This is a genomic window from Leptothoe sp. ISB3NOV94-8A, from assembly GCF_043421595.1.
In the GTDB taxonomy this organism is placed as follows: Bacteria; Cyanobacteriota; Cyanobacteriia; order Phormidesmidales; family Phormidesmidaceae; genus Leptothoe; species Leptothoe turfae.
Window position 1 is genome coordinate 6,190,777 of record NZ_JAXSQW010000001.1, and the last position, 21,312, is coordinate 6,212,088.

Below are 21,312 nucleotides of genomic sequence, written 5' to 3' on the forward strand. Positions count from 1 at the left end.
ATCAGACTTTCCGCAAGCGATAGTTGTAATAAAGAATGATGCTACCGGTACCTAATAAAGCTGAAATCGCAGGCACCATGGGTAAAAATCCCGCGAAGGTAATCATCACTCCCCAGCTGAGCACATAGATGACTAAAACACCCCCCCCCATGGCTAACACCAGGGGTAGCGGACGATAAAACCCCCATGCGATTAAGCCACCTAAGGCTGACCAAGCAACAATCCACAGCACTTCTCTATCCAACGGCAGCCACCAAATTAACGGTCGACCATCTAAGGCAGCGCTAATCAACTGACTCGCCATTTGTCCATGGATAATGACACCAGGCATATCCTGATAGGCCGTATTCCAAACATCCGCGTTTTCTGAGAGATCAGTAATGCCGATCAGAACAATGCGATCGCGAATCAGGTCAGGCTCAAGATCTCCCTCTAAAACATCCTGCAAGGGTATTGACACAGCAAACTTTTCAGGGTGACCATCCACTGTGCGAAAGTTAAGCAGTGTCTGGTACCCCTTGAGGTTCGTAGAGTCAAAATATAAGCCAGCTGCACGACCTCCTGGCCTCAGTTGTGGCACCCCGACATTACCAACCCGCATGCTGTGAGGTTGCAGAAATATCCTGCCATGCTGCCCATAGGACGCAGGGGCGGTAAACGCCACCCCTTCACCTTCTAAATAGCGACGGACCAGGGTTAAGCTAAAAGCCTGTTGCACATCACAAAATTCAGCATCTTCTGTTTTCCATAGATAATGACGCCGCACCCGCAGATCCCCATCATCAAGCAAATCGTTAAACCCAATGCGATTCGGATAATCTTGAGGTAAAACCTCATAAATGGGATGGAAACCCTGTAAATTAGGATCGTCAGGTTGTCCTGCTGCTGCTAACGCATCGGCCTCCCCTGCTTGGGCTTTACAAATACCGATCAAGTTTTCAGTGTTGCGTAGTTTCTGGGCAAGTCGAGGCAGATCAGTTTGAAAATCTCGATAAAAATCCAAGCCAATTAACCTGGGAGAATAGACTTCTAATTTGTCTAAGACATCTAATAATGCTTGATCTGGAATCGTACCGATCCCAGGCTGATAGTCTTTATTAACTAGCTTATCTCGCAAATATTTACCACTACTGGTATCCACTTCAATTAATGTAAATCGGTCATCTAGATGTTCATCAGGTCGCTGCCGTAGCAAATGATCATAGACCGCTAAATCAATAGGTTGAAACAGACCGACCATACGGGCAAACGCCACCAATAAACCAGTCGCTATACTCCATAAAGCAACAGAAATAGGCCGAATTCTTCGTAATGGTAATTCCCGACTGGCCTTGATATAGCGGCATTGTAGTTCTGTTGGTTGAGGTATATTTTGATGTGCCTGGCTCAACCAGGCTTCAGCAGCCGTGAGCCGTCGTCCCCGCAACAAAAAGTCATCATCTTGATTTTCTTGTTCCCACTCTGTCGCCTTGATCAGTAAACGCGTGTGCTCATGAATATGCTGAGGATTACTTTCAAGGGCACGGTAGAGTCGACCAAAGTTACTTAAGAAATCCCCATCCTGCTGTCTAAAATCAAACCGTGGAAACTCTTTTAGGGATGCAGGCAATTTGGTATCTTGGGTTTCTCCATAAAGAATCACTAAAAGTCGTTTATTGAAAGCCAGTGCATAATCAATCATGCTCTTACATTTGGCTGAAGCAACTGCATCTGGCGACAGAATATAGACAATATTTTTAGATGCGGTAATCCCGGCCTTGAGTTCTTCTTCAAAGTCTGACTCAGGCACTACACTTTCTTGCTCAAACCAGGTGGACTGCCCTTGCACCTGTAGCGTTTCATTTAATTTTCGGGCAAAGTCCAGATCGGCTGCAGCCGACGCAATAAAAACATCCAAAGTCACATCCGGTGACTGTTGCGCACTCGCCCCCACAAAATCTCTCTGCAACTCAGTTGGGCCATATAGTGGCCGCTGGTTAGCCAGTTTAAGCCAGGTCACATAGTGGCTAATGCTATGGCCCTTTAACAAAATACTGGGATTATCTTCTTGACGTTGCCACTTCAGTGCTTTTACTAATAAAGTCTTATGCTCTTCATGGTAGGTAGCCTCATGTTTAAGCACCTGTAAGAGCTGACTCTCATCTAACAAGTAATCTTCTTCTCTAACATTATCCGTCAGATCAATGTATTGTATGGCGCGTATTACCTCTGGAATCTGCGCAATATCTGTGGGGCAAGCCAGAATTGGAATAATGCGCTTATGTAACGATAGCGCATAGTTCAGCTCATCTTGGCAGTATTTAGACACCATTGCCTCAGGTGAAATCATATAAATGAGATTATCCGCTTGCTCAATGCCACGGTGGATCGCCGATAGAAAGTCTTCCCCGGTAACAATATCGGTACGACTAGTCCACACTGTAAATGCTCTTTGAGTGAGACTACGACGAATTTTGATGGCATTTTCCCCATCTTCCTCTGCATAGGAGAGGAAAACCTGACACATCAAATTTTGGGTGTTTTTGATGCTCTGGGTAATAAATTCACAGTGCAATTCTGACGGTTCACAAGACACTAATTCATTATTACGAGTTAACCACTCTGTGGCCGTTTGGCAGGTTTTTCCGGTAAGGAGATAGCGTGTCTGGTTCTGGTGTTCCAACCATGTCAATGCCTGATTGAGCAATTGAGTATGCTGTTGCACATAGTCAATTTCTGTTTTGAGTAAGGCTACCAAATCTTGTAGTGCCAGTTCAAAATCATTTTTGTCGTCTTGAAAAAATGCCCAATTAAGCTTTTTGATCGCTGGGTGCATATTGGGATAGCAAGAGTGGCGTCCCTCAGCTTGATACTGCAACCAATCCTGTTCTGTTTCCTGTGGATTTCTTTGTTGCCAGGTCTCGCGTGATATTTCATCGATATGTAGCAGTGGAAGAATCCGTTTTTTAAACTGGAGTGCCCGTTCAAGTTCTAAGCCACAATATTTCGAGTTAACGGCGTGGGGAGAAATGATAAAGATAACATTGTGCGCCTTATGCAGACTTTGATCAATGTATTTTTGAAAGTCAACGCCCAGGGGAATATCGTTTAAGTCTAGCCAAACATTAAAGCCTTCTTCTACTAAACGGGCTTTTAGCTTAATTGCAAATCCCTTACTGTCAGGACGCCCGTAGGAGATGAATACATCTTTGAAGTCTGCCATAAACTGTGGCCATGGGGGGAGATAGACTTTTCTATGGTATCCACAGGGCAAACGGTTGCATTTATGCTGTCAGCTAAGCTTAATCATTAGCAACAAAAGTATCGTTCATGAGAGCAACTGCTTTTTCAAACACACCCATAGTAGGCAAGACTAAGATGTTGATCTAGATAATCAAACTATGGAGGCCCGTTTAATGGCTGGGCTTGACTTTGAACTGAGATTGGCCGGTGAATATTATTTCACACCCGGCACAGTATCATTAGACCTGCGTCGAACTGAAGGTGAAAAATTCAGAGAGATTTGAGATTTACTCCCTAAAGAGACTGCCAACACTTGTAAAGTTAGCTAATATTTAACGGCTCAGAATAATATTGCCATCTACATTGCCATCTACTCAGGAGACTGGTCCATGAGCCCCCGACCCCCTAGTAACGACTTCCCGTTAGCAGGAATTCCTACCGAACCCGTCGGTAGTATCCCTCGCCCTCGCGAGTTACAAGATGCTATGGTCGCTTGCCAGCAAGGGACTATGACCCCCGAAGACTTGGATACCTTATTCGACCAGGCAGTGCGTGACACCATTGAACAGTTTGAAGCCACTGGTTCTCCTGTGGTCAGTGATGGTGAACAGACAAAATCTAGCTTTGTTACCTATCCCCTTGAGGGGCTGAATAACCTGGCCGCCGATGGCATGATTATCCCCTTTGAGGATGGCCATATTCGGCAACTGCCCCGCTTAACGCAGGGACCCTTCAAATATGCCAACTATGCAGGCTCCTATTTGCCCCGTGTCAGGAAGTTTGCCACTCGTCCAGTGAAACAGGCTGTTATTGCTGCCTCAGCGATGAGTCTGCTTTACCCAGAGGCTGGTCTTCCTGATTATCCACGGGAGCAGTTTTTGTCTGATTTGATCCAGGAGGCTGTTGCCGATATCCGTAGCTGTTTTGACAACGGCGCACACCAGGTACAAATTGACTTTACCGAGGGGCGTCTAGCGGTCAAACTAGATCCATCAAAGCAGTTATTGCAACAATTTATTGAGCTGAATAATCAGGTGCTTTCCCATTTTGATGAAGATGAGCGTCAACGCATTGGGGTACATACCTGTCCGGGGGGTGACCATGATTCAACCCATAGTGCTGATGTGGATTATGGTGAGTTGATTCCCCTGTTATTGAGGCTAAATGCAGGTAATTTTTACATGCAGATGGCCAGCGAAGCGAACCCTGAAAAGTCTTTGCAGATTATCGGGGAGAATTTACGTCCTAATCAACGGGTCTATGTGGGGGTTATTGATGTGGTGAATGAAGAGATTGAGTCTGTGGAAACGGTGTGCGATCGCATCTTATTGGCCGCAAAATACATTCCCATCCATCAGCTCGGTACGACCGATGATTGTGGTTTTTCTCCCTTTAGTGATGACGTCGTTACCAGTCGAGAGACCGCCTTTGCAAAAATTACAGCCCGTGTTCAGGGTACACGCATGGCCTATGAGAAATTAAGATAACTCCGGTTGCCAGATATCCACCAAACTGAGCTGATTGCCCTGTGGCCATCCTATAGTTTGAGGCCTATAGTTCTAGGCCTATAGTTTTAGGTAAATCGAGGTACTCTAAAGGCTGACTTCAAGGGAGAAAGCACTCGATGACTGGTGGTAAAGTTGAGGTTGCGATGGCAATCATCTATCAAAACGATAGGTTTCTGATGCAACTACGGGACGATCTACCAACGATTCTATTTCCTGGTCACTGGGGCTTTTTTGGTGGGCATCTAGACCCCGGCGAAGATCCTGAGACTGGTGTGCTAAGAGAGCTCCAAGAAGAGATTGACTATACGCCCACAACAATCACGTTATTTGAAAGGAGTGAAGATGAGCGCGTTGTTCGTCACTTTTACCACACCGAATTAACCGTGTCCGTTGCAGACCTGACGCTGAATGAAGGCCAAGACCTGGGTTTGTGCACCATTGAAGATGTGCAACGTGGCTATAAATACGCCCCGAAGCTAGGCGAAGACAGACCCCTGGGTGCCCCCCATCAAAAAGTCTTACTTACATTTATCGATCAGCTTTGATCCAACGATTTCAGGCCCATCATGCTCCCGTCTCTCACAAGATGCATTACCCTGTGAAGAGCGAACAAATCAGTCAATAATGCCTATGGCCGAGGTGCCACCCAAAAATCAACCTACCGCTGATCCCACTGCGGATGACGCCCCACCAGCTAAAATCCAGGCTGCCCCACCTAAGCTACGTCCCTATCAGGTAGACCTGGTTAACGACCTTTATCGAAAACTGAATGAGGGCTACAGCCGCATTGCCATTATTGCTGGCACAGGCGCAGGCAAAACCGTGATCAGTGGGCAAATTTGTGCCCATGCTGAGTCAGCCGGTCGTAAACTGATGTTTTTGGTGCACCTGGATGTACTTGTGGGGCAAACCTACGAGAAAATGCAGTCCTTTGGATTGGACTGCGGGTTTATCAAAGCAGGTTGGCCAGAAAATCCAGAGGCTCCCATTCAAATTGCCAGTATTCAAACCATGGCCAAGCGGCGTTGGTGGAAGAACTGGCCTGCCGATGTCGTGTTTTACGATGAGGGACACATCACCATGTTTAGCCAAATTGGTAAACAGGTGATGCACAAAACCCACCCTGATGCCGTGCATTTGGTGATGACAGCCACCCCTCTACGCCTGGGCAGAGAGCAGTTAGGGGATGTGCTTGACACGTTAGTGGCATCGCCTGTGCCCAGCGAGCTACAGCAAATGAACTACCTGGCTCCCCTCAAGTATTTCAGTATGCCCATGGACAGCATGGCTAACCTGGAAAAGGTCAGTACCAAGGGCGGTGACTATGATGAGAAAGATCTCAAGACCGCGTGCGATCGCCCCGAATTGGTAGAACGTATCATTGAAGAATGGCAGCGTCTGGTGCCCGGCAAACGCACCATTGCCTTCTGTGTTGATGTGGAACATGCTCGCAACGTAGCCAAAGAGTTTCGCAAGGCAGGCATTTCAGCGGATACGGTCGATGGCAACACACCCATAAAAGAACGCAAGCGCCTCTACGATGCCCTGGGCCAGGCAGAACTACTCGTTTTGACCTCTTGCAACGTTATTAGCATCGGCTTTGACGAGCCCAGTGTGGAAGTCGGTTTAATGCTACGCCCTACCAAATCCAGTGCACTGCACTTTCAGCAGTTGGGACGGGTGATGCGGATTTCCCCACAAACCGGCAAACGTTATGGCATTATTCTGGACCAGGCCGGTAATTTAGAGCGTCTGGGCTTTCCCGAAGACATTCGTGAGTATACCCTACCCACCCGCAGTCAGTCCTCTGGTCAGGGTGGTCCTGCCCCCACTAAACCCTGTCCTGCCTGTGGTCTGATTGTCTATTCCTTTATTGTTAAATGCCCTGAGTGTGGTCACCAGTGGGTCAACGATCGGCCCATTATGCTAGAAGACATGGTGCAGATATATTCATCTCAGCAAGCCCATCAAATCAACGACATTCCCACCCTGGTGCAACTGTTTCACGGCCATCGTCGACGAGCCTTTAAAAGTAACTATGCACCTACCTGGGCTGAGCGTTCTTTTTTTGAACATACGGGGCGTAAAGCCCAAGCAGAATGGTGTCGTGGGTCTATCTATGGCCATCGCCCCAGTTGGGAACAACAACTCACTATTCTCGACTATCTCAGAAAAAGCGCTCGTCGTTTAGGTAGACGAGACGATTGGGTTGCCTATGAGTTTGAAAAAGAAGTTGGCCCTGGCAGCTGGAAACAACTAGCAATTCATGAAGGCATGGCTCAATCTCAATAACGGGTTCAACGAATACTGCTAATACTGCTAATACTGATTTAAAGTGATTGGACTAGCCAGATTACATCCTATTGGAAAACTGCTTGAGCATCTGATAAGCGCCAAAGTACAGATTTCAGAAAGGCATATGGCTGATTCCTCATCCCTATTTATTTATTTACGCAAACAGCCTGTATGCCTTTGAATTAGGTCCATACAAAAACTCTTAGAACATAAAAGTAAAAAAATAGTCCGGATTCTAGACTACCCACGGGGCTTTAGAAATAACGGTGGGGCATAAATAATAGTGGAGAGCCTTAGCGAGCTCTCTTACTATTTCTTGCTTATGAGTACAAGCAGATATACAAATATGAACGTGCGTCTTATGCTGCGACCCAAACGATTGAAGCAGGTCATTTTAGGCTCTCTAGTGGCGACAACGGCCATTAGCATCACCCTCATACCCGCATGGAAAGCTCAGTCGGCAGCAGAACGATGGTTACGAGTAGAGCGCATCTCCGGTAACGTGACCACATTAGCAGGTGGTCGTAAGAATGCCCAGATAGGCGATCATTTAACCGCTGTAGGGCATGGGTTAATTACAGGCAATCGCTCCAGCGCGCACCTATCAGCCGATGATGGTATTGGCACGATTGCCGTCGCTCAAAATACACGGCTTACTATCCGACAGCTAGCTGTTTTATCGGACGGTAGCAAAACAACTGTTATCGATGTCCCTCAGGGTCAGGCAAGACTACAGGTCCGACGATTTACTCACCCAAACTCACGCCTAGAACTACATACGCCTAGTGGTGTGGCGGCAGTACGAGGCACAGAATTTGGAGTTTCAGTCGATGATGCGGGACAGACTAATGTGGCTACCCTAGAAGGGCAAGTGGAGGCCAGTGCTCAAAATGTAGCTGTACCAGTCGATGCAGGCATGGTTTCAATCATTCATCCAGGGGAGCCCCCCACACCTGCCCGTTCCCTAGATCGTAAATTGGATATTCAATGGGAACTTTATGAGTGGAGAGATGATCACTTTTATATGGCTGGTCGGATTGATGCAGCCAATACTCTCTTGGCCCTGGGAGAAGCACTATCGGTGAGTCGTACTGGACATTTTGAGCAAAAACTGGAGTTATCTAGTCGTAACCAGCCTGTTATTTTGACAGTTCAAAACGCGGTTGGTGAATCTCGCACACATCGAATGCTGCCCTGGTTATCCAATGATTGAAACAAAGACATCCAGCACCGATGGGAACAGTTCTCTGAATGATGGACTATGAGGCAGTTTTTGCAGCAGGTTCAGGATAACATTCGCAACGGGGTCGGTCAGGCGCGATCGCACTGGGTCAATATGTTCTTAGGCCCAAGTTTGGCAGCAGCAGGCCTAGGCGTAAGCCTCTTTGGCTTAGGTCTGTGGGAGCCCCTAGAGCAAATGGCCTATACTGGCCTTTTCCTAACACGCGATCGCATTGGAGCACTCCAGTGGGATGATCGGATTGTCGTGGTTGCCATTGATAATGACAGTTTGGCAGCCTATGGTCCATACCCCTGGTCTCGCGACCTCTACGCCACCTTGCTAGATCATTTAATGGTAGCGCAACCAGCGGCTGTGGGGTTCGATATCCTCATGCCAGAAGCCACCCCTGAAGATGCACAGCTAGCAGAGAGCATCAGCTTTAGTAGCAATGTTGTTCTGGCCGTTGGCGGAGATGGCAAAGGTAACAGCATCCAGGTTACGCCTACCCTGACGACACCTGCCCAAGGGTTCTTCCAATTAGGGCACGTCAAACATACACCAGATCTAGATGGACTCAGTCGTCAAGGGTTTCTCTACGAGAGACATCAAACATCATTTGCCCCTAGCTTTGCCATTGCCCTGCTGGACGTCTATCAACAGAATCTGGCACAACTCATCACAGAGACCCCCACCACATTATCAGAACAATCAGTTCAGTTTTTAGAGCATCCTGAGCAGTTTGATCAAACTCAATCCATGCTGATTAACTGGCCAGGACTGACACGTCCTGGCAAAGGCCAGAAATCTCCCCAAGGGCTAAAAACACTCTCTTTCTCAGAGATCTTAAATGGTAGTGCTGTTATTGATCAACTTCAAAATAAAATTGTTTTAGTAGGCTACACGGCTACTGGGGTGGTGGGCACAGTGGAAGATCCTATTAGAACTCCCTTTGAACAAGATATTCCCACGTCTGGAGTATATTTACATGCAGCTCTTTTAGACAACTTATTAAACAATCGTTTTCTCAATCGACTCCCCCAAGGCTGGACCCTCGCCTTAATCATGCTGAGTGCCATGGGTAGTAGCCTGATATTAAAACCTATGCGGCTTTGGGGACGTCTCATCTTTGTAATAGCCTTGATTCCTGCGTGGTTCGTCATCACTTACCTTGGCTTTATAGCCGGTTTGTGGCTACCGATGGCTGCCCCCATCGGCACAACACTGTTAGGTATGATGTTCCTCCAAGTGGCAGAACAACGAGAGCGTCAAGCATTAACCGATCTCTTTGCCATTAGTTTATCTCCAGAGATGGCCAACTTCATCTGGCAGCATAAAGAAGAACTATTGACTAAAGGACAAATTCACTCCCAAGAATTGACTGCCACCTTATTATTTACTGATATTCGTGGTTTTACAACAATTGCTGAGACATTGCCATCTGACCAATTACTCTCGTGGTTAAATCGTTATTTTGAGGTGATGACTGAGTGCATTATGGCCCATGGTGGCGTCGTCGATAAGTATATTGGTGATGCTATTATGGCAGCATTCGGTGCACCAGTATCACGATCAGGTAAGGATGCTGTTCAGCAAGATGCTCTAGCCGCCGTTGGTGCAAGTATGGCCATGGTAGAAAGATTAAAAGATTTAAATCAAGAGTTTACGGCTCAAGGATTACCCACCGTGAGATTTGGCATCGGGTTACATACAGGTGCCTTAGTGGCAGGGACCGTCGGCAGTCGCTATCGAGCTAACTATTCTCTCTTTGGTGACACTGTCAATATTGCAGCAAGGTTGCAAGATATGACCAAGCAGCTCACTAAAAACTCTCCGTATCCAATTTTGATGAGCGAGGCCACTTATCAACATGTGGCGGATCAGTACGCTGTTATTGCTGAGAAAGCTCAAATTCAACTGCGGGGACGCACGGCTCAAACCACTGTATATACCTTGGGTGAAATGGGCAAAGTTCAAAGCTAAGTTTCCCTAGCTTTTGGCGTTTAGACGTTTGTGTAAGCTGAGAATAAAGTTTTACACTGAGCCAAGGCATTGCTGCCGGGATCAAGTTGATGCCAACTGGAACAGCCCCTTGATCAACTAGCAGATAGAGAAAGAAGACTTGAGAACGTGTGCCGACCAACTCAATTAACCCCAGAAACTGGGAAATTTCGCGGCTGATTTGTCTCAACTTCTTTCTCGATGGCCTCTCGATAGGTACTGATGTAATGGTGGGGGCCAACATCATGCTTTGAGGTGACAAATTCCCAGGGCTCGCCCCCATGAAGATAAACCAGATCTCCAATGGCCGTTGGCGGCACGATTGTGGTTGGATCGGTTAAGTTCGCGACTCGATAGCTATTGGGCACTAACTGATGATGAGCACTGACAAAAGTGGGATCACTTGGCCGATCGCAGTCGCAAATATCGGCTGCCACTGCAACCTGTATCTCTACTAAGAGATCCTCAAGACTCGCTGTGGCCGTGCCCACGCCACCCCTCGCATCAAGGTTTCGACCAAACCGACTGAGGGTGGCAATATCGACAAACAACTCTCGGGCTGGGTATTTTTGCAAAATTTCCAGTAGTGATGCTTTGTTGTCATCCGCCGCCGATAGCAAAATTGTCCCCCGCAATGCCTGGATATTGCCCTGTCGAGACGGGGTATGAATAATCCGTCCCAGCTGAAACAAGATATATTCTCCCAATAACTGGTTGAGAAACTGATCCAATGACAGTAGATCTAGTTCAAATTCAGACGTGAGAATCTTACGAAAATTCTCTTTGTCCACACCAGCTACCTTCATGTAGAGGGGCCAGCTAGGTGGCAGTTCTCCGGTTTCTACAAACGTGACCAACTCATCCGTCGAGATCGATATCAGCAAAGGCCCCAGGGTGGTGGTGACTTCCACCGGATGTCTTGGCTGGGGTGAGGTTTCATTGACGCTATCGCTGGTTTGCTGGCTAAGGAACTGGCTCTCTGACTCTGGTGTTCTAGATCCTTGAGCCACCGTGGCTAGGGCTTTAGTTCTTGCCACGGAGATAGTATGTTCTGAGGGACTACAAGAGTGAGTTGCCAGGACAGAATCTGCATAAGCCACGTCTGTAACATCACAGTCACAAACCAAGTCGGGCAGCAGCTCACTAAAAAAGTTAAAGAGAGGCGTCAGCGTTTCAACAAAAAGGTTGACATCTCGATAAACAATCCCTAGCTCTCGGATATCAAAGCGAACCTCATCCTCGGGATAGCGCTTGATTAATTCCAGAATTGACATATTATCGTCCAAATAGGCAGAATTAAGCGCCTGGGCCAATGGGGTCAAATCTGCCCGGATAGAAGGGTTTCCTACTATTTTGTTGAGCTGATATAAGAGAAACTGAATATCGCTATCCCCCAGGGGAATACCCGTGTCAGGAATGGCGGCATCCAGTAGAACAGATAGGGCGTCTACTGGAATAGGTGTGCGCCCCAAAAAGTTCTGTAGTGCTGGCGATAAGGTGCCATCATCAGCAAATTTTTCGAGATCGCTGACGGGCAAACTAGCCCGTAAATCAAGAAATTGCATAGTAACGGTGTCGGCGGCCTGGGCGACTCCACCAAACAGGGGAGAAATGCCCAAGGTAATGCCCGTAATGAGACCTGCCACTAACGTTTTGACAATAAGCAGATCAGGGTACAATCTCGCAAATCCTGACTTGTCAGGTTCCATAGTCAACTTCCTTAATTAATGGCAGGGGCAGTACAGGCTTGAGCATTGGGCAGACCGAGCATTTCGCCCAACGAGAAACAGGTAAAGGGATTTTCAGGAATGGGGATGTCTCCGGCGGCCACCCAGAACCGTAAGCTTTCAGGGTCAAATACCACCTGGCGGAGGGAGCCATTGCCGCCGATGCTGGTGTTGTCGTCATAGATCGATAGATCACTGACTTCACCTGTATTGGGATTGGTGCGATCGCGCAGTACCTGTACCACTGTCTCAGGGTTCATCTGGCCATAGAGCGACCGGGAGCCACCGGGCTCTAACAGCTGCTGAAAACTTTTGAAACGACTAAAACTAGACTCGCCATAGGTGCGATCGCGACCTACATAATCTGGGTCAGCAAAATGGTTGGTCATATACAACACACCATCATCACTGAGTTCCCGCAGCCCCATCTCATCCCCCAGCAGTTCAAACACTCCCGCCTGCTTAGATTTATAGTCGGAAATAATCACCAGGTTCGACCGCATCCGCTCATGGGAAGTCATGATCGCTTTAGCTTCGTCGTAGGTGCTGGCATACTGCGCCACCTGGGCCATCAGCTGCACCGTACTACGCCCCTGCAGTGAAACCTCTTCATAATCCGCCGGGCGAGACGTGTTGTTAGATACAACGATGCCCTCTGCATTAAGCCCCGCATTGGGCCACACCACACCGGGAATCGCAATAAACGCATGGGGAATTCCCTCATTGGGCTGACGGATCATAATCGTCGGGTTCTCAATCCAGTAGGGAATCGGCTCTTCTCCATTGTCCAGAGTCCAACCGTGGTACATTTTCCCATCTACTGTGGCGCTACCAGAGGTAATAAAGTGAGCACAGCCAACATTAAACAAAACATTGGGGATCAAGTGTGTGAAATAATCCTGATACACATCCCCAAGGGCCAGAACCATGCAACCGTGATAATTGAGGTCACTCCCTTCTGCACCGTCAGCAAGACCGCGACATTCCTCTGCCACACCGGGAAACGACCGTTTTCGAGCCAGCCGAGAAAGGGCCAATCCACGACCCAAAAAATTTAGGGAGGAAATCACTTCACGCCCCATAGAAGCAATCTCATCCTTGAGTAGACTGCCTTGTTGGTAACCCATCTCGTAGGGCGTTCCCTGGAGCCAAACCACCTTGATTTTGCCATAATCTTCTCGGTGGGATGGCACTGGTTGCCAGGTGCCGACTTTAGGCTGCCATGGGCTAGCCACGATGTCAGTAGGTGCCTGGGCCAATGATATTTGTGAAGAGCCCAACGTACTTGAGACAGAAAACAGGCCTGCCACCAAAAGAGCAATGGCCAGAAATCTGAGCTTACGATTTATAGAATGGCTCCATAGATGCTTAATGCCTTGCATAAGGGTAGTTACCTCAGCCGTTAATAGGGTCAGTATTGTTCCACTTTTTCCTAACTTGAGAAGTGTAAACCATGTCTTCTCCACCGAATCCTCGGGAAAACGATGATTTTTACATTTCAAGCCTGATTCTTTACAAGGGTTAAATTCATGGGTCAAACGATCAGAATGAAAACCCAGTACATTGATGGAACGGACCAAACCTTTGAATGGGAGCCTCACACTGAGGATAGTCAGACTGTCAATATGGCAAGTAATCTTCAAAAAAGTCTTAATTAAGATTCTGTTGTTGAACAGTCCTTTGATCTAGAACCATCGTTTGACTCTAAATGTACAATGGTCAGGCTAGTGGTAGTAGGCTATGTTTCGAAACAAACATCAAAAAGCAGGTGTCAATGCCCAGGCAGCCTTGAACCAGTCGTTGTCTAAACCTCTGCTATACGTACTGGCCCATGGTGAAGCTTCCGGTGATCCTGGCCAGATTAATCAAGCTGTTTTTAATGGACAAACAGATGTATCGATTGCCCGTGGGGAGCTTGAATTAAGAAAGGCGATCCAATCCTTGGCCTTTATCACTGAGACCAGTATTAATTCATTGCCGACACTAACCGCGTTGTCACTACCAGGGGCGGCCATTCCACTATTTTGGACAATTCATACGTTTCTTCAACATCAGTATGAGAAACCTGGTTTAGATAATCGTATTAATCGTCGTAATCACGATGCTCGACTGCTGTTTAAGCAGCTAGCCCAGCTGGATCTATCGCCCTGGTATGCACAATCGGTCACTCAGGTTGCGCCTGATAACTTACCTGCTGAGGTGCATTTTCCCCCTGAACATCCGATCCCAGGACAAATGTATCGACATTATCCCTACAACATTAAGGATAAGGGCCATCTTTACTACCCTGTAAACAACTATTTTTCAATGTTGTTTGAGGAACGAGAGCAAGAACTGATCACGCTATTAAGTGATTTAGGTGCCACTCAAATTATTATTGAGTCAGTGAGTGGTGATGAAGCCGTGGCGGATAAAGAGGGATATCGCAAGGTCTTTGAGTATGCCCCCCGTCCCCTCACGGCCCCCAATGCTATTAACGTCCAGGGATATCACTGGTTAGTCTATGAGCCGACATGGCAATCGGTGTTAAACGAACGTTTTCGGGGACTGACATCGATTGAGTTTACGTTTGATATGGATGTGATGGGGTTACTGAGAACCCAGATTCAATCTAGCGATCAGCTGATGTCTGAACTGGATTCGATGGTGCCACCTGCTGACTACAAGGAGGCCGTTTACCAACAGGTGATCAAAGTTCGCCGCGTACATGTGCAGTTTGGATGAAATCTTTCCATTTTATGGAAGAGACCCGTCTAATCGCCCTGTTTGGTTTGGCTGACAAGGTTCGAGAACAAGTGCGCCAAGCTGTTGATCGATTACAGCAAATGGGTCTGTAGGTCGTGATGATTGCAGGGGATGCTGAGGCTGTAGCCAAGACAGTCCCTGAGGATATCGCCAAGGAGAATAGTGCTCAGGTGTGAAACTTAATCCTAGTAAACTTCTGAGTTTTGGTCTGTTTGCCAAGTCATCCACAATGGGTATCCATTGCTATCTCGCAGTTCAATGGTGCGGTTGGCATGGTTGATGGCTGAGGCCGCAAATGTTGTTTCTCCACCCCAGGCACCCCGAATGCCCGTCACTTCAATCGTGTCATCCGTGGTGATGTTGACCTCTTGGTTTTCTAAATACCAGGCTGGACCCAGGTGAACTCTAAAAGTCTCTTGGTCTGTTTCAACCTGTAGCCATATTCCTTGTCTTGAACCTACTCGCTCAATATTAGTCACGCGACCACCGATTGTTTCCAGCGTACTGGCATCATAGGCTCCGTTGTACATTGGGCAGGGGCCTACGCCACCCCAGTGCCTACCACCATGTCTATGCCCATGTCTATGGCCATGTCTCCAACCATGACCTTGGCCTCGTTGTGCATGTCTGGGCACCACCCAATCAGACTGAGCATTTGAAGAGTCAAACATCGGTCTGTTTACCATTTGTGCTCTTAGGGGTGTGGCGATCAGAGCGAAGTAAGTTAAACCAGCTCCAGCTAAGGCGGGAAGAGTAACGTAGGCAATGCGGCGTTTCATAATACGCTCTCCCTTAAGCTCTAATATTGCTTACGGTTCTAGTATAAAGCCTCTAGCTGACTAAAGGCTCCAGTGGTTGTTATAAAAATTAGCGGCTCACTTCGGTTCAGGATCTCAACTGAGCCAAATGCGTTCACCTCATTGCAATAATCTGACTTGAGAGGCTTCTGCCCGCTTTGTTCTACGTCGCATTCGCTTAACAGTTTCTGTTACATCGTCTACCAAGGAATAAACGACTGGCACAACCACAAGGGTCAAAATTGTGGACATCACTAGACCCCCTAAGATGACAGTGGCAATGGGAGAATAGGCATCCATACCGGTTTCTGGGAAAAAGGCCAGCCGGACAATCACAATCAGGGTGGTGACAGTGGTCATGATAATGGCTTTGAGGCGGATAGGTCCGGCCTGGCGGATTGCGATCGCACGTGGCACCCCCTCCTTCCGCTTGGCTAAAATCAGCTCCAACAACAGAATTGCCGCCGACAGTGAAATCCCCGAAAGAATCACAATTCCTAGAATCGATACGGTGGACAGGGTGTGATTAAACAGCAACAACGCACCAAATACCCCCACCAGCTGCAGTGGCACGGACAACATCATCACCAGGGGATGTATAAACGAGCCAAACTGAATCACCAAAATGATATAAAGCAGCACGAGCGACACCAGTAATCCTTTCAGCAACCGGGCAAATTCGATCATCATGTCGGTCATATCGCCCATGGAGTCGATGCCATAGCCTGGTGGAAAGCTCAGTTCTTGACCGGCTTGCATTGCGATCGCCATGGATAAATCCATAGACGCAGGTCCATTCTTGCGGTAATAGCCATTTACATACACCACCCGTTTACCATTCACCCGCTCAATCAATGTCGGACCCTGTTGCGGTTCGATCGTCGCCACCACGCTCAGCGGCACCTGTTGGCCTGTTGTTGTCGTGATGTAGGTATTTGACAGATCCTGCATCGTGCCGCGAGCATCTTCGTCGTACCGCACCAGAATGGAATTCTGTCGCAGGTTGGGACGATTGTAGTAGCGGCGCGTCATGCCGCCATTGAGAGCGTAGTACGCCTGCTGAGACACCGCCTGTACCGTTAACCCTAGCTCCTGGGCACGACGGCGATCAATATTGAGCCGATATTCGGGCTGGGAGAGGGCTGAGCTTGTAAACGGCATCATAATGTTGGGGTTGGCCTCTGCAATGTCTAAGACCCCCTGAGCCAGGCGATGCAGTGTCTCTAAGTCATCGCCATATACCGCCAGCTGAATGGGAGCCGCAGAGGTGGCCATCACATCCACGCCCATTTCTTTAATGGCAATGCGGCGGGTACCGGGAATCGTCCGTTTCGCTTCGGCTTCAATGCCGTCCATAATCTCCCAGATGTCGCGCTGACGTTCATCCAGGGGAGTAATGGTAACCGTCATTGATGCGGTATTCACACCGCCCATGCTGTAACCCGTAAAGTAGGTGCTGTTCCGCGTTAGCTCAAAGCCTATCTGGGAAGAGACTTTCTCCACCTCCGGCTGTTGCAAGATAATTTCCTCAAACCGACCTGCCGCCGCATTGGTGGCTGCAAACGAGGTACCTGCCTCCATTTCTAAGGTGGCGACAAACTGTCCCGAATCCCCCAGGGGCATCATCTCCTGGGGAATAAGACCGTACAGCATGATCGCCAGCACCACCGAAGCCCCAGCGATGGCCAGGGTAATCTCTCGGTTTCGCATACACAGGTCTAGCAGCCAGGCGTAGCCCCTTTCCAATCTGTTAAAGCCAAAACGAACAGGTGTCGTTAGCACCTGTAGCCAGGTTTGTCGCTTCGGTTTGTCGCTGTGGGGCTTGAGGGTAAAGGCTGCCACCAGAGGAATCAGCGTAATCGACACCAGCAACGAGGCCACAAAGGCAAACACCATCGGCCACACAATGCCCACAAACATCAGACCTGTGAGACCACCCGAGAGAATAGTGGGCACCAGGGCCGCAATCATCACACAGCTCGCCGCAGCACTGGCTAAAAAGACGTCTCCAGTCCCCTTAATCGCCGCTTGCACGGGCATCAACCCTGCCCGTAACTTTTGGTCAATGGAGTCGAGCACAATAATGGAGTCATCCACCAGCTTACCAATGGCCATCATCATGCCAATCAGCGTGGAGGAATTGAGGGACATGCCGATGGGGATAAACGGCAGGGTGGAAAGGGCCAGGCTGGTGGGAATGGAGATCATGATGATAGCCGTGGACCGAAAGTCTTCGAGAAAGACTAACATGACCAGCCCTGCTAACACGACGCTTACCAACAGCTCCTGGAACGTGCTGCTGACAATCAGGTTGACCAGGTAAGAGTTGTCATAGGCTTCCTGGAATTCGATGCCAGGATACTCGTTTTGGATAGCCTCCAGTTCCATCCTGACCCGCTTGATCACCTGGGGTGAGCTAGAGTCTGGCCGCTGAATCACATTGACCGCGAGGGCCGATTCTCCATTATAGCGGTAGCCGCTGCGGCGCTCTTCATAGGTGTCTTTGACCGTCGCCACATCCCGCACATACACCACCCGACCATTTTGTTCTAAAACGGGGTAATCCATCACCTCAGCTGCCCCCAGGGTTCGCTCGTCGGTGCGAACCAAAATTTCGCTATCTCCCTGGGTTAGGGTACCTGCACTCTGGCTAATGTTATTGGCATCAATGGCATCTCGCACTTGCACAATGGAAAGACCATAGGCTGCCAGCTTCTCGCGGTCTACAATGATCTGCAGTTGACGACGATAGCCTCCAAAGATGGACACGGCCTGCACATCTTCCACCTGTGTCAGGCGATCCACTAACGCATTGTCAGCAAATTCCCTCAGCTGCAGAGGATCCCAGTTCTCACCCTTGAGTGCTAACGTCAGCACGGGTCTGTTTAGCGGGTCAATGGGCAGCACCCAGTAAGATCTAAAGTTAATGCCATCAAATAACAGATCGCCTTCGGCTGCTGTCATGATGTTTTGCACTGACTGCACAGCCTTATCGACATTGCCTCCCCAGGCAAACTGAATGGTGACGATGGAATTGTCCTTTTGGGAACTAGACCGGATAAATCGCACCCCGTCCAGTACGCTGAGCCGCTGCTCGATGGGTTTGGTGATATAGGTTTCAATTTCCTCTGGAGATGCACCAGGAGCCATGGATACCACCGACACCAGCGGGCTTTCCACATAGGGCATCATCCGCACTGGCAAGAGAAATAGCGTCAGTAACGACAGCATAATCACCGTAATGTAAAGAGCGGTGACAACAACTGGATTTTTGATAGACCAGTGGGTGAGAAATTCTTTCATAGAAAGTGTTGGGAATGACTAGGGACGCTAAAAAACGAAGAGATTGCCCTAATTAGTGATCAAATACCGTTGGCTTCGGCTTCGCTCAGCCAACTCTTATTCGCTCAGCCAACTCTTACAGCCAGCGTCCCCTGAGCGGAGTCGAAGGGGACATTGACAAAGGCAGTTCATTTTCTGATGGCTGAATCCAGCTATTGTACTTCAAACATAAAGTAAGCTTTGCCCTCTTGCTCCCCTTCATTAACAGTGGTGTTAACGGCCCACATGCCCGCCATACCAAGGTAAGTCGTGACCTTATACTGACCCGGTTCAGCATCCGGTGAAACTTCCGCTTCAGTGGTCATATCCTCCATATCCTCCATGGGCATAAAGATCTCCACTTTCAGGTTTTCAGTGGTGACAGGTTCACCTGTGGCGGTATCTTTCACGGCAACCAGAAGTTCTGCATCTCCTATGGGTACCGCATCAGAACTCACCAGGGTAATCTCTACATTACCTTCGCTGGTGGCTTCCATTCCCTCCATGGTGTCCATTGCCGCTTTATCATCAGTGACGGTTTCAGCAGTATCCGGTGCCTCTGATGTAGTGGCGTCAGGAGTGGATGCTCCTGCACAGCCAGTGACCAACGCGCTGACTGCAATTAGACTCAATAACAGGTTTTTCATGGTCTTATTGATTCGAATGGGGGTATGTGTAACTGAGAGAAGTGTGTGAGCAGCAAAACCTATTTCACTGGCACGGTGAGGCGGGCTTTGCCAGCCTGTTCGGCATCGGTCACGGTGGCTTCTATAATCCAGTCACCTCTCATGCCTAAATGGGTGTTAACTTTGAATTCTCCGGGGTTGTCTGTGGCCGCCAACTCCACTTTGGCCATCATCGGTGCCATGTTTTTCATGGGCATGGTGATGTCGAAGGCTATGTCATCGGTAGACACGGTTACCCGTTCTTCAGTCTCCGTATTATTTAAGACAAGGGTGAGTTCATTTTTTCCAGCTTTTACCGTGTCAGGACTTACCAGGGAGAGTTCTAATGCACTGCCTGTGGGACTTACAAAATCATCGGTGGGGTTACCCAGGGCATCAACAACGGTCACGGCTCCCCCTTCGATCAATCGACTGTTTCCCGAGGTAATGACCCGATCGCCGGGTTGCAGACCGTCGGTAATCTCGATGCGATCGCGACTCATCATCCCCGTTGTCACCCGTCGTCGCTGGGCCTTACTGCCATTCGCGACCCAGAGCGCCGCCTCACCGTTAAAGTCCACCACAGCTTTTTTCGGCACTGAGAGCGCCTCGGTGCGTCGCTGAGTGATAATCTCCATATCCACAAACTGCCCGGAGAGTAGTCGTCGCTCCGGGTTATCCACCACAGCTTCCACAGTAACTGTTCGGGTCTCTAAATCCGCTTGGGGAAAAATGCTGGTAATCTCCCCTTGAATAACGCCTGTATCCGTGCCCTGGATCTTCGCCAAAATTGGCGTTCCCACTCGGATTTGATTGGCATCCTGTTGAGCCACATTGGCCTGAAGTCTCACCTGCTGATAGTCGCCAATCTTGAAAATCCCCATTCCAGGCTGCACCACAACACCTGGATCGGCCATGCGGGCTTGCACAATGCCGCTAATCGGGGCTGTAATTTGGGTGTAGCCCTCAAATGCAGATGCCGTCTCTATCTGAGCACGGGCACGTTCTACCTGAGCCTGATCGCTGGCCACCTTGGATTGCAGACGTGTGAGTTTGGCCTTAGCGCCCTCTAACATGGCTTGTTTGGCATTTACCTGGGATGCCGCCAAATCATACTGAGATTGAGATGTGGCCCCTTCTGCCGTGAGGGTCTTAAAGCGATCTCGTTCGAGCATGAGATAGTCCAGATCCGCCTGAATTTGGACAATTTCCTGTTGTTGTTCTTCTAGCTCAAACTGGCTAGCGTCAGCCGCCGCAAGGAATGCCGTGGCCGACGCCTGGGCTTCACTCGTCTGGCTGACCCGCTCAAGGGCATCCAAGTTAGCCAACAGCTGCCCCGCATCGACCCAGTCACCGGGATAAATAGCATAGTTTGAGAGCTGACCCGCCACACGGGGATAAACAGTAACCTCTGTGTAAGGCAAAATTGCTCCGGTATAATTAAAACTGACATCCAGCGGAGCCGCCTTTACTACCTCTACGGTAACTGGTGTTGGGTTGAAGGCTCCATCCACCCGCATCATCTCATCATGGGACATGCCCTCCATATCATGGCCGCCCATGTCGTGGTCTTCCATAGCAGACGAGGAGAGAATATGGGTGGCACCGACAATGCCTGTACTCAAAACAGCAAAAACGCCTAACCCCAGTAGGGCTTTACCCGATGACTTCCACCAGGGTTGGGGAGGTGCTACATGTTCAGGCTTGTAATCTTCTTCTGATATGGGTTCTTCAGTAGATTCAGGGGGATAATTCATTACACTGCGATGCGACTTCAGTGTGCGCAGTTCAGACTATATCGGTCAATTGTGA

General features: G+C 48.8%; 13 protein-coding genes. 6 read left to right on the plus strand and 7 right to left on the minus strand.

Annotated features, from left to right (window positions below):
• Position 1: 1 nt before the first annotated feature.
• Positions 2 to 3,202 carry a TIR domain-containing protein gene (locus tag SPB21_RS26565; RefSeq protein WP_499868087.1) on the minus strand — a complete coding sequence of 1,067 codons (3,201 nt, stop codon included), beginning with the start codon at positions 3,200 to 3,202 and terminating at the stop codon, positions 2 to 4.
• A 409-nt stretch (positions 3,203 to 3,611) separates the two neighbouring features.
• On the opposite strand from SPB21_RS26565, the gene SPB21_RS26570 reads away from it, so the two are divergent.
• The 5 genes from SPB21_RS26570 (at position 3,612) to SPB21_RS26590 (ending at position 10,227) form a co-directional block, all read left to right on the plus strand.
• Complete coding sequence (locus SPB21_RS26570) at positions 3,612 to 4,709, plus strand: cobalamin-independent methionine synthase II family protein (protein ID WP_499868088.1); 1,098 nt, start codon at positions 3,612 to 3,614, stop codon at positions 4,707 to 4,709.
• A 137-nt stretch (positions 4,710 to 4,846) separates the two neighbouring features.
• Entirely contained in the window at positions 4,847 to 5,275 is a 429-nt protein-coding gene (locus SPB21_RS26575; protein WP_163668450.1) for an NUDIX hydrolase, read from the plus strand.
• A gap of 85 nt (positions 5,276 to 5,360) precedes the next feature.
• Positions 5,361 to 7,022 carry a DEAD/DEAH box helicase gene (locus tag SPB21_RS26580; RefSeq protein ID WP_163702084.1) on the plus strand — a complete coding sequence of 554 codons (1,662 nt, stop codon included), beginning with the start codon at positions 5,361 to 5,363 and terminating at the stop codon, positions 7,020 to 7,022.
• Between the two features lie 349 nt (positions 7,023 to 7,371).
• Entirely contained in the window at positions 7,372 to 8,238 is an 867-nt protein-coding gene (locus SPB21_RS26585; protein WP_499868089.1) for a FecR family protein, read from the plus strand.
• Between the two features lie 48 nt (positions 8,239 to 8,286).
• Positions 8,287 to 10,227 (plus strand): CHASE2 domain-containing protein, encoded by a 1,941-nt coding sequence (locus SPB21_RS26590; RefSeq protein ID WP_499868090.1) that lies wholly within the window; start codon positions 8,287 to 8,289, stop codon positions 10,225 to 10,227.
• A 161-nt stretch (positions 10,228 to 10,388) separates the two neighbouring features.
• Here SPB21_RS26590 and SPB21_RS26595 read toward each other — a convergent pair whose 3' ends face one another.
• Both SPB21_RS26595 and SPB21_RS26600 read right to left on the minus strand, forming a co-directional pair.
• Positions 10,389 to 11,954, minus strand: a complete 1,566-nt coding sequence (locus tag SPB21_RS26595) for an alpha/beta hydrolase (protein WP_499868091.1) — start codon at positions 11,952 to 11,954, stop codon at positions 10,389 to 10,391.
• Positions 11,955 to 11,965: 11 nt separating this feature from the next.
• Positions 11,966 to 13,438 carry a C45 family autoproteolytic acyltransferase/hydrolase gene (locus tag SPB21_RS26600; RefSeq protein WP_499868092.1) on the minus strand — a complete coding sequence of 491 codons (1,473 nt, stop codon included), beginning with the start codon at positions 13,436 to 13,438 and terminating at the stop codon, positions 11,966 to 11,968.
• 274 nt (positions 13,439 to 13,712) lie between these two features.
• On the opposite strand from SPB21_RS26600, the gene SPB21_RS26605 reads away from it, so the two are divergent.
• Complete coding sequence (locus SPB21_RS26605; RefSeq protein ID WP_499868093.1) at positions 13,713 to 14,696, plus strand: hypothetical protein; 984 nt, start codon at positions 13,713 to 13,715, stop codon at positions 14,694 to 14,696.
• A gap of 206 nt (positions 14,697 to 14,902) precedes the next feature.
• Here SPB21_RS26605 and SPB21_RS26610 read toward each other — a convergent pair whose 3' ends face one another.
• From SPB21_RS26610 to SPB21_RS26625, 4 genes are all read right to left on the minus strand, one after another.
• Complete coding sequence (locus SPB21_RS26610; protein ID WP_499868094.1) at positions 14,903 to 15,496, minus strand: MamS/MamX family magnetosome protein; 594 nt, start codon at positions 15,494 to 15,496, stop codon at positions 14,903 to 14,905.
• 138 nt (positions 15,497 to 15,634) lie between these two features.
• Positions 15,635 to 18,817: an efflux RND transporter permease subunit gene (locus tag SPB21_RS26615; protein WP_163668435.1), complete on the minus strand. Its 3,183-nt coding sequence runs from the start codon at positions 18,815 to 18,817 to the stop codon at positions 15,635 to 15,637.
• A 191-nt stretch (positions 18,818 to 19,008) separates the two neighbouring features.
• Entirely contained in the window at positions 19,009 to 19,482 is a 474-nt protein-coding gene (locus SPB21_RS26620; RefSeq protein WP_163700036.1) for a FixH family protein, read from the minus strand.
• A gap of 59 nt (positions 19,483 to 19,541) precedes the next feature.
• Positions 19,542 to 21,257, minus strand: coding sequence for an efflux RND transporter periplasmic adaptor subunit (locus SPB21_RS26625; RefSeq protein ID WP_499868095.1), 1,716 nt, complete (start codon positions 21,255 to 21,257; stop codon positions 19,542 to 19,544).
• Positions 21,258 to 21,312: the final 55 nt, after the last annotated feature.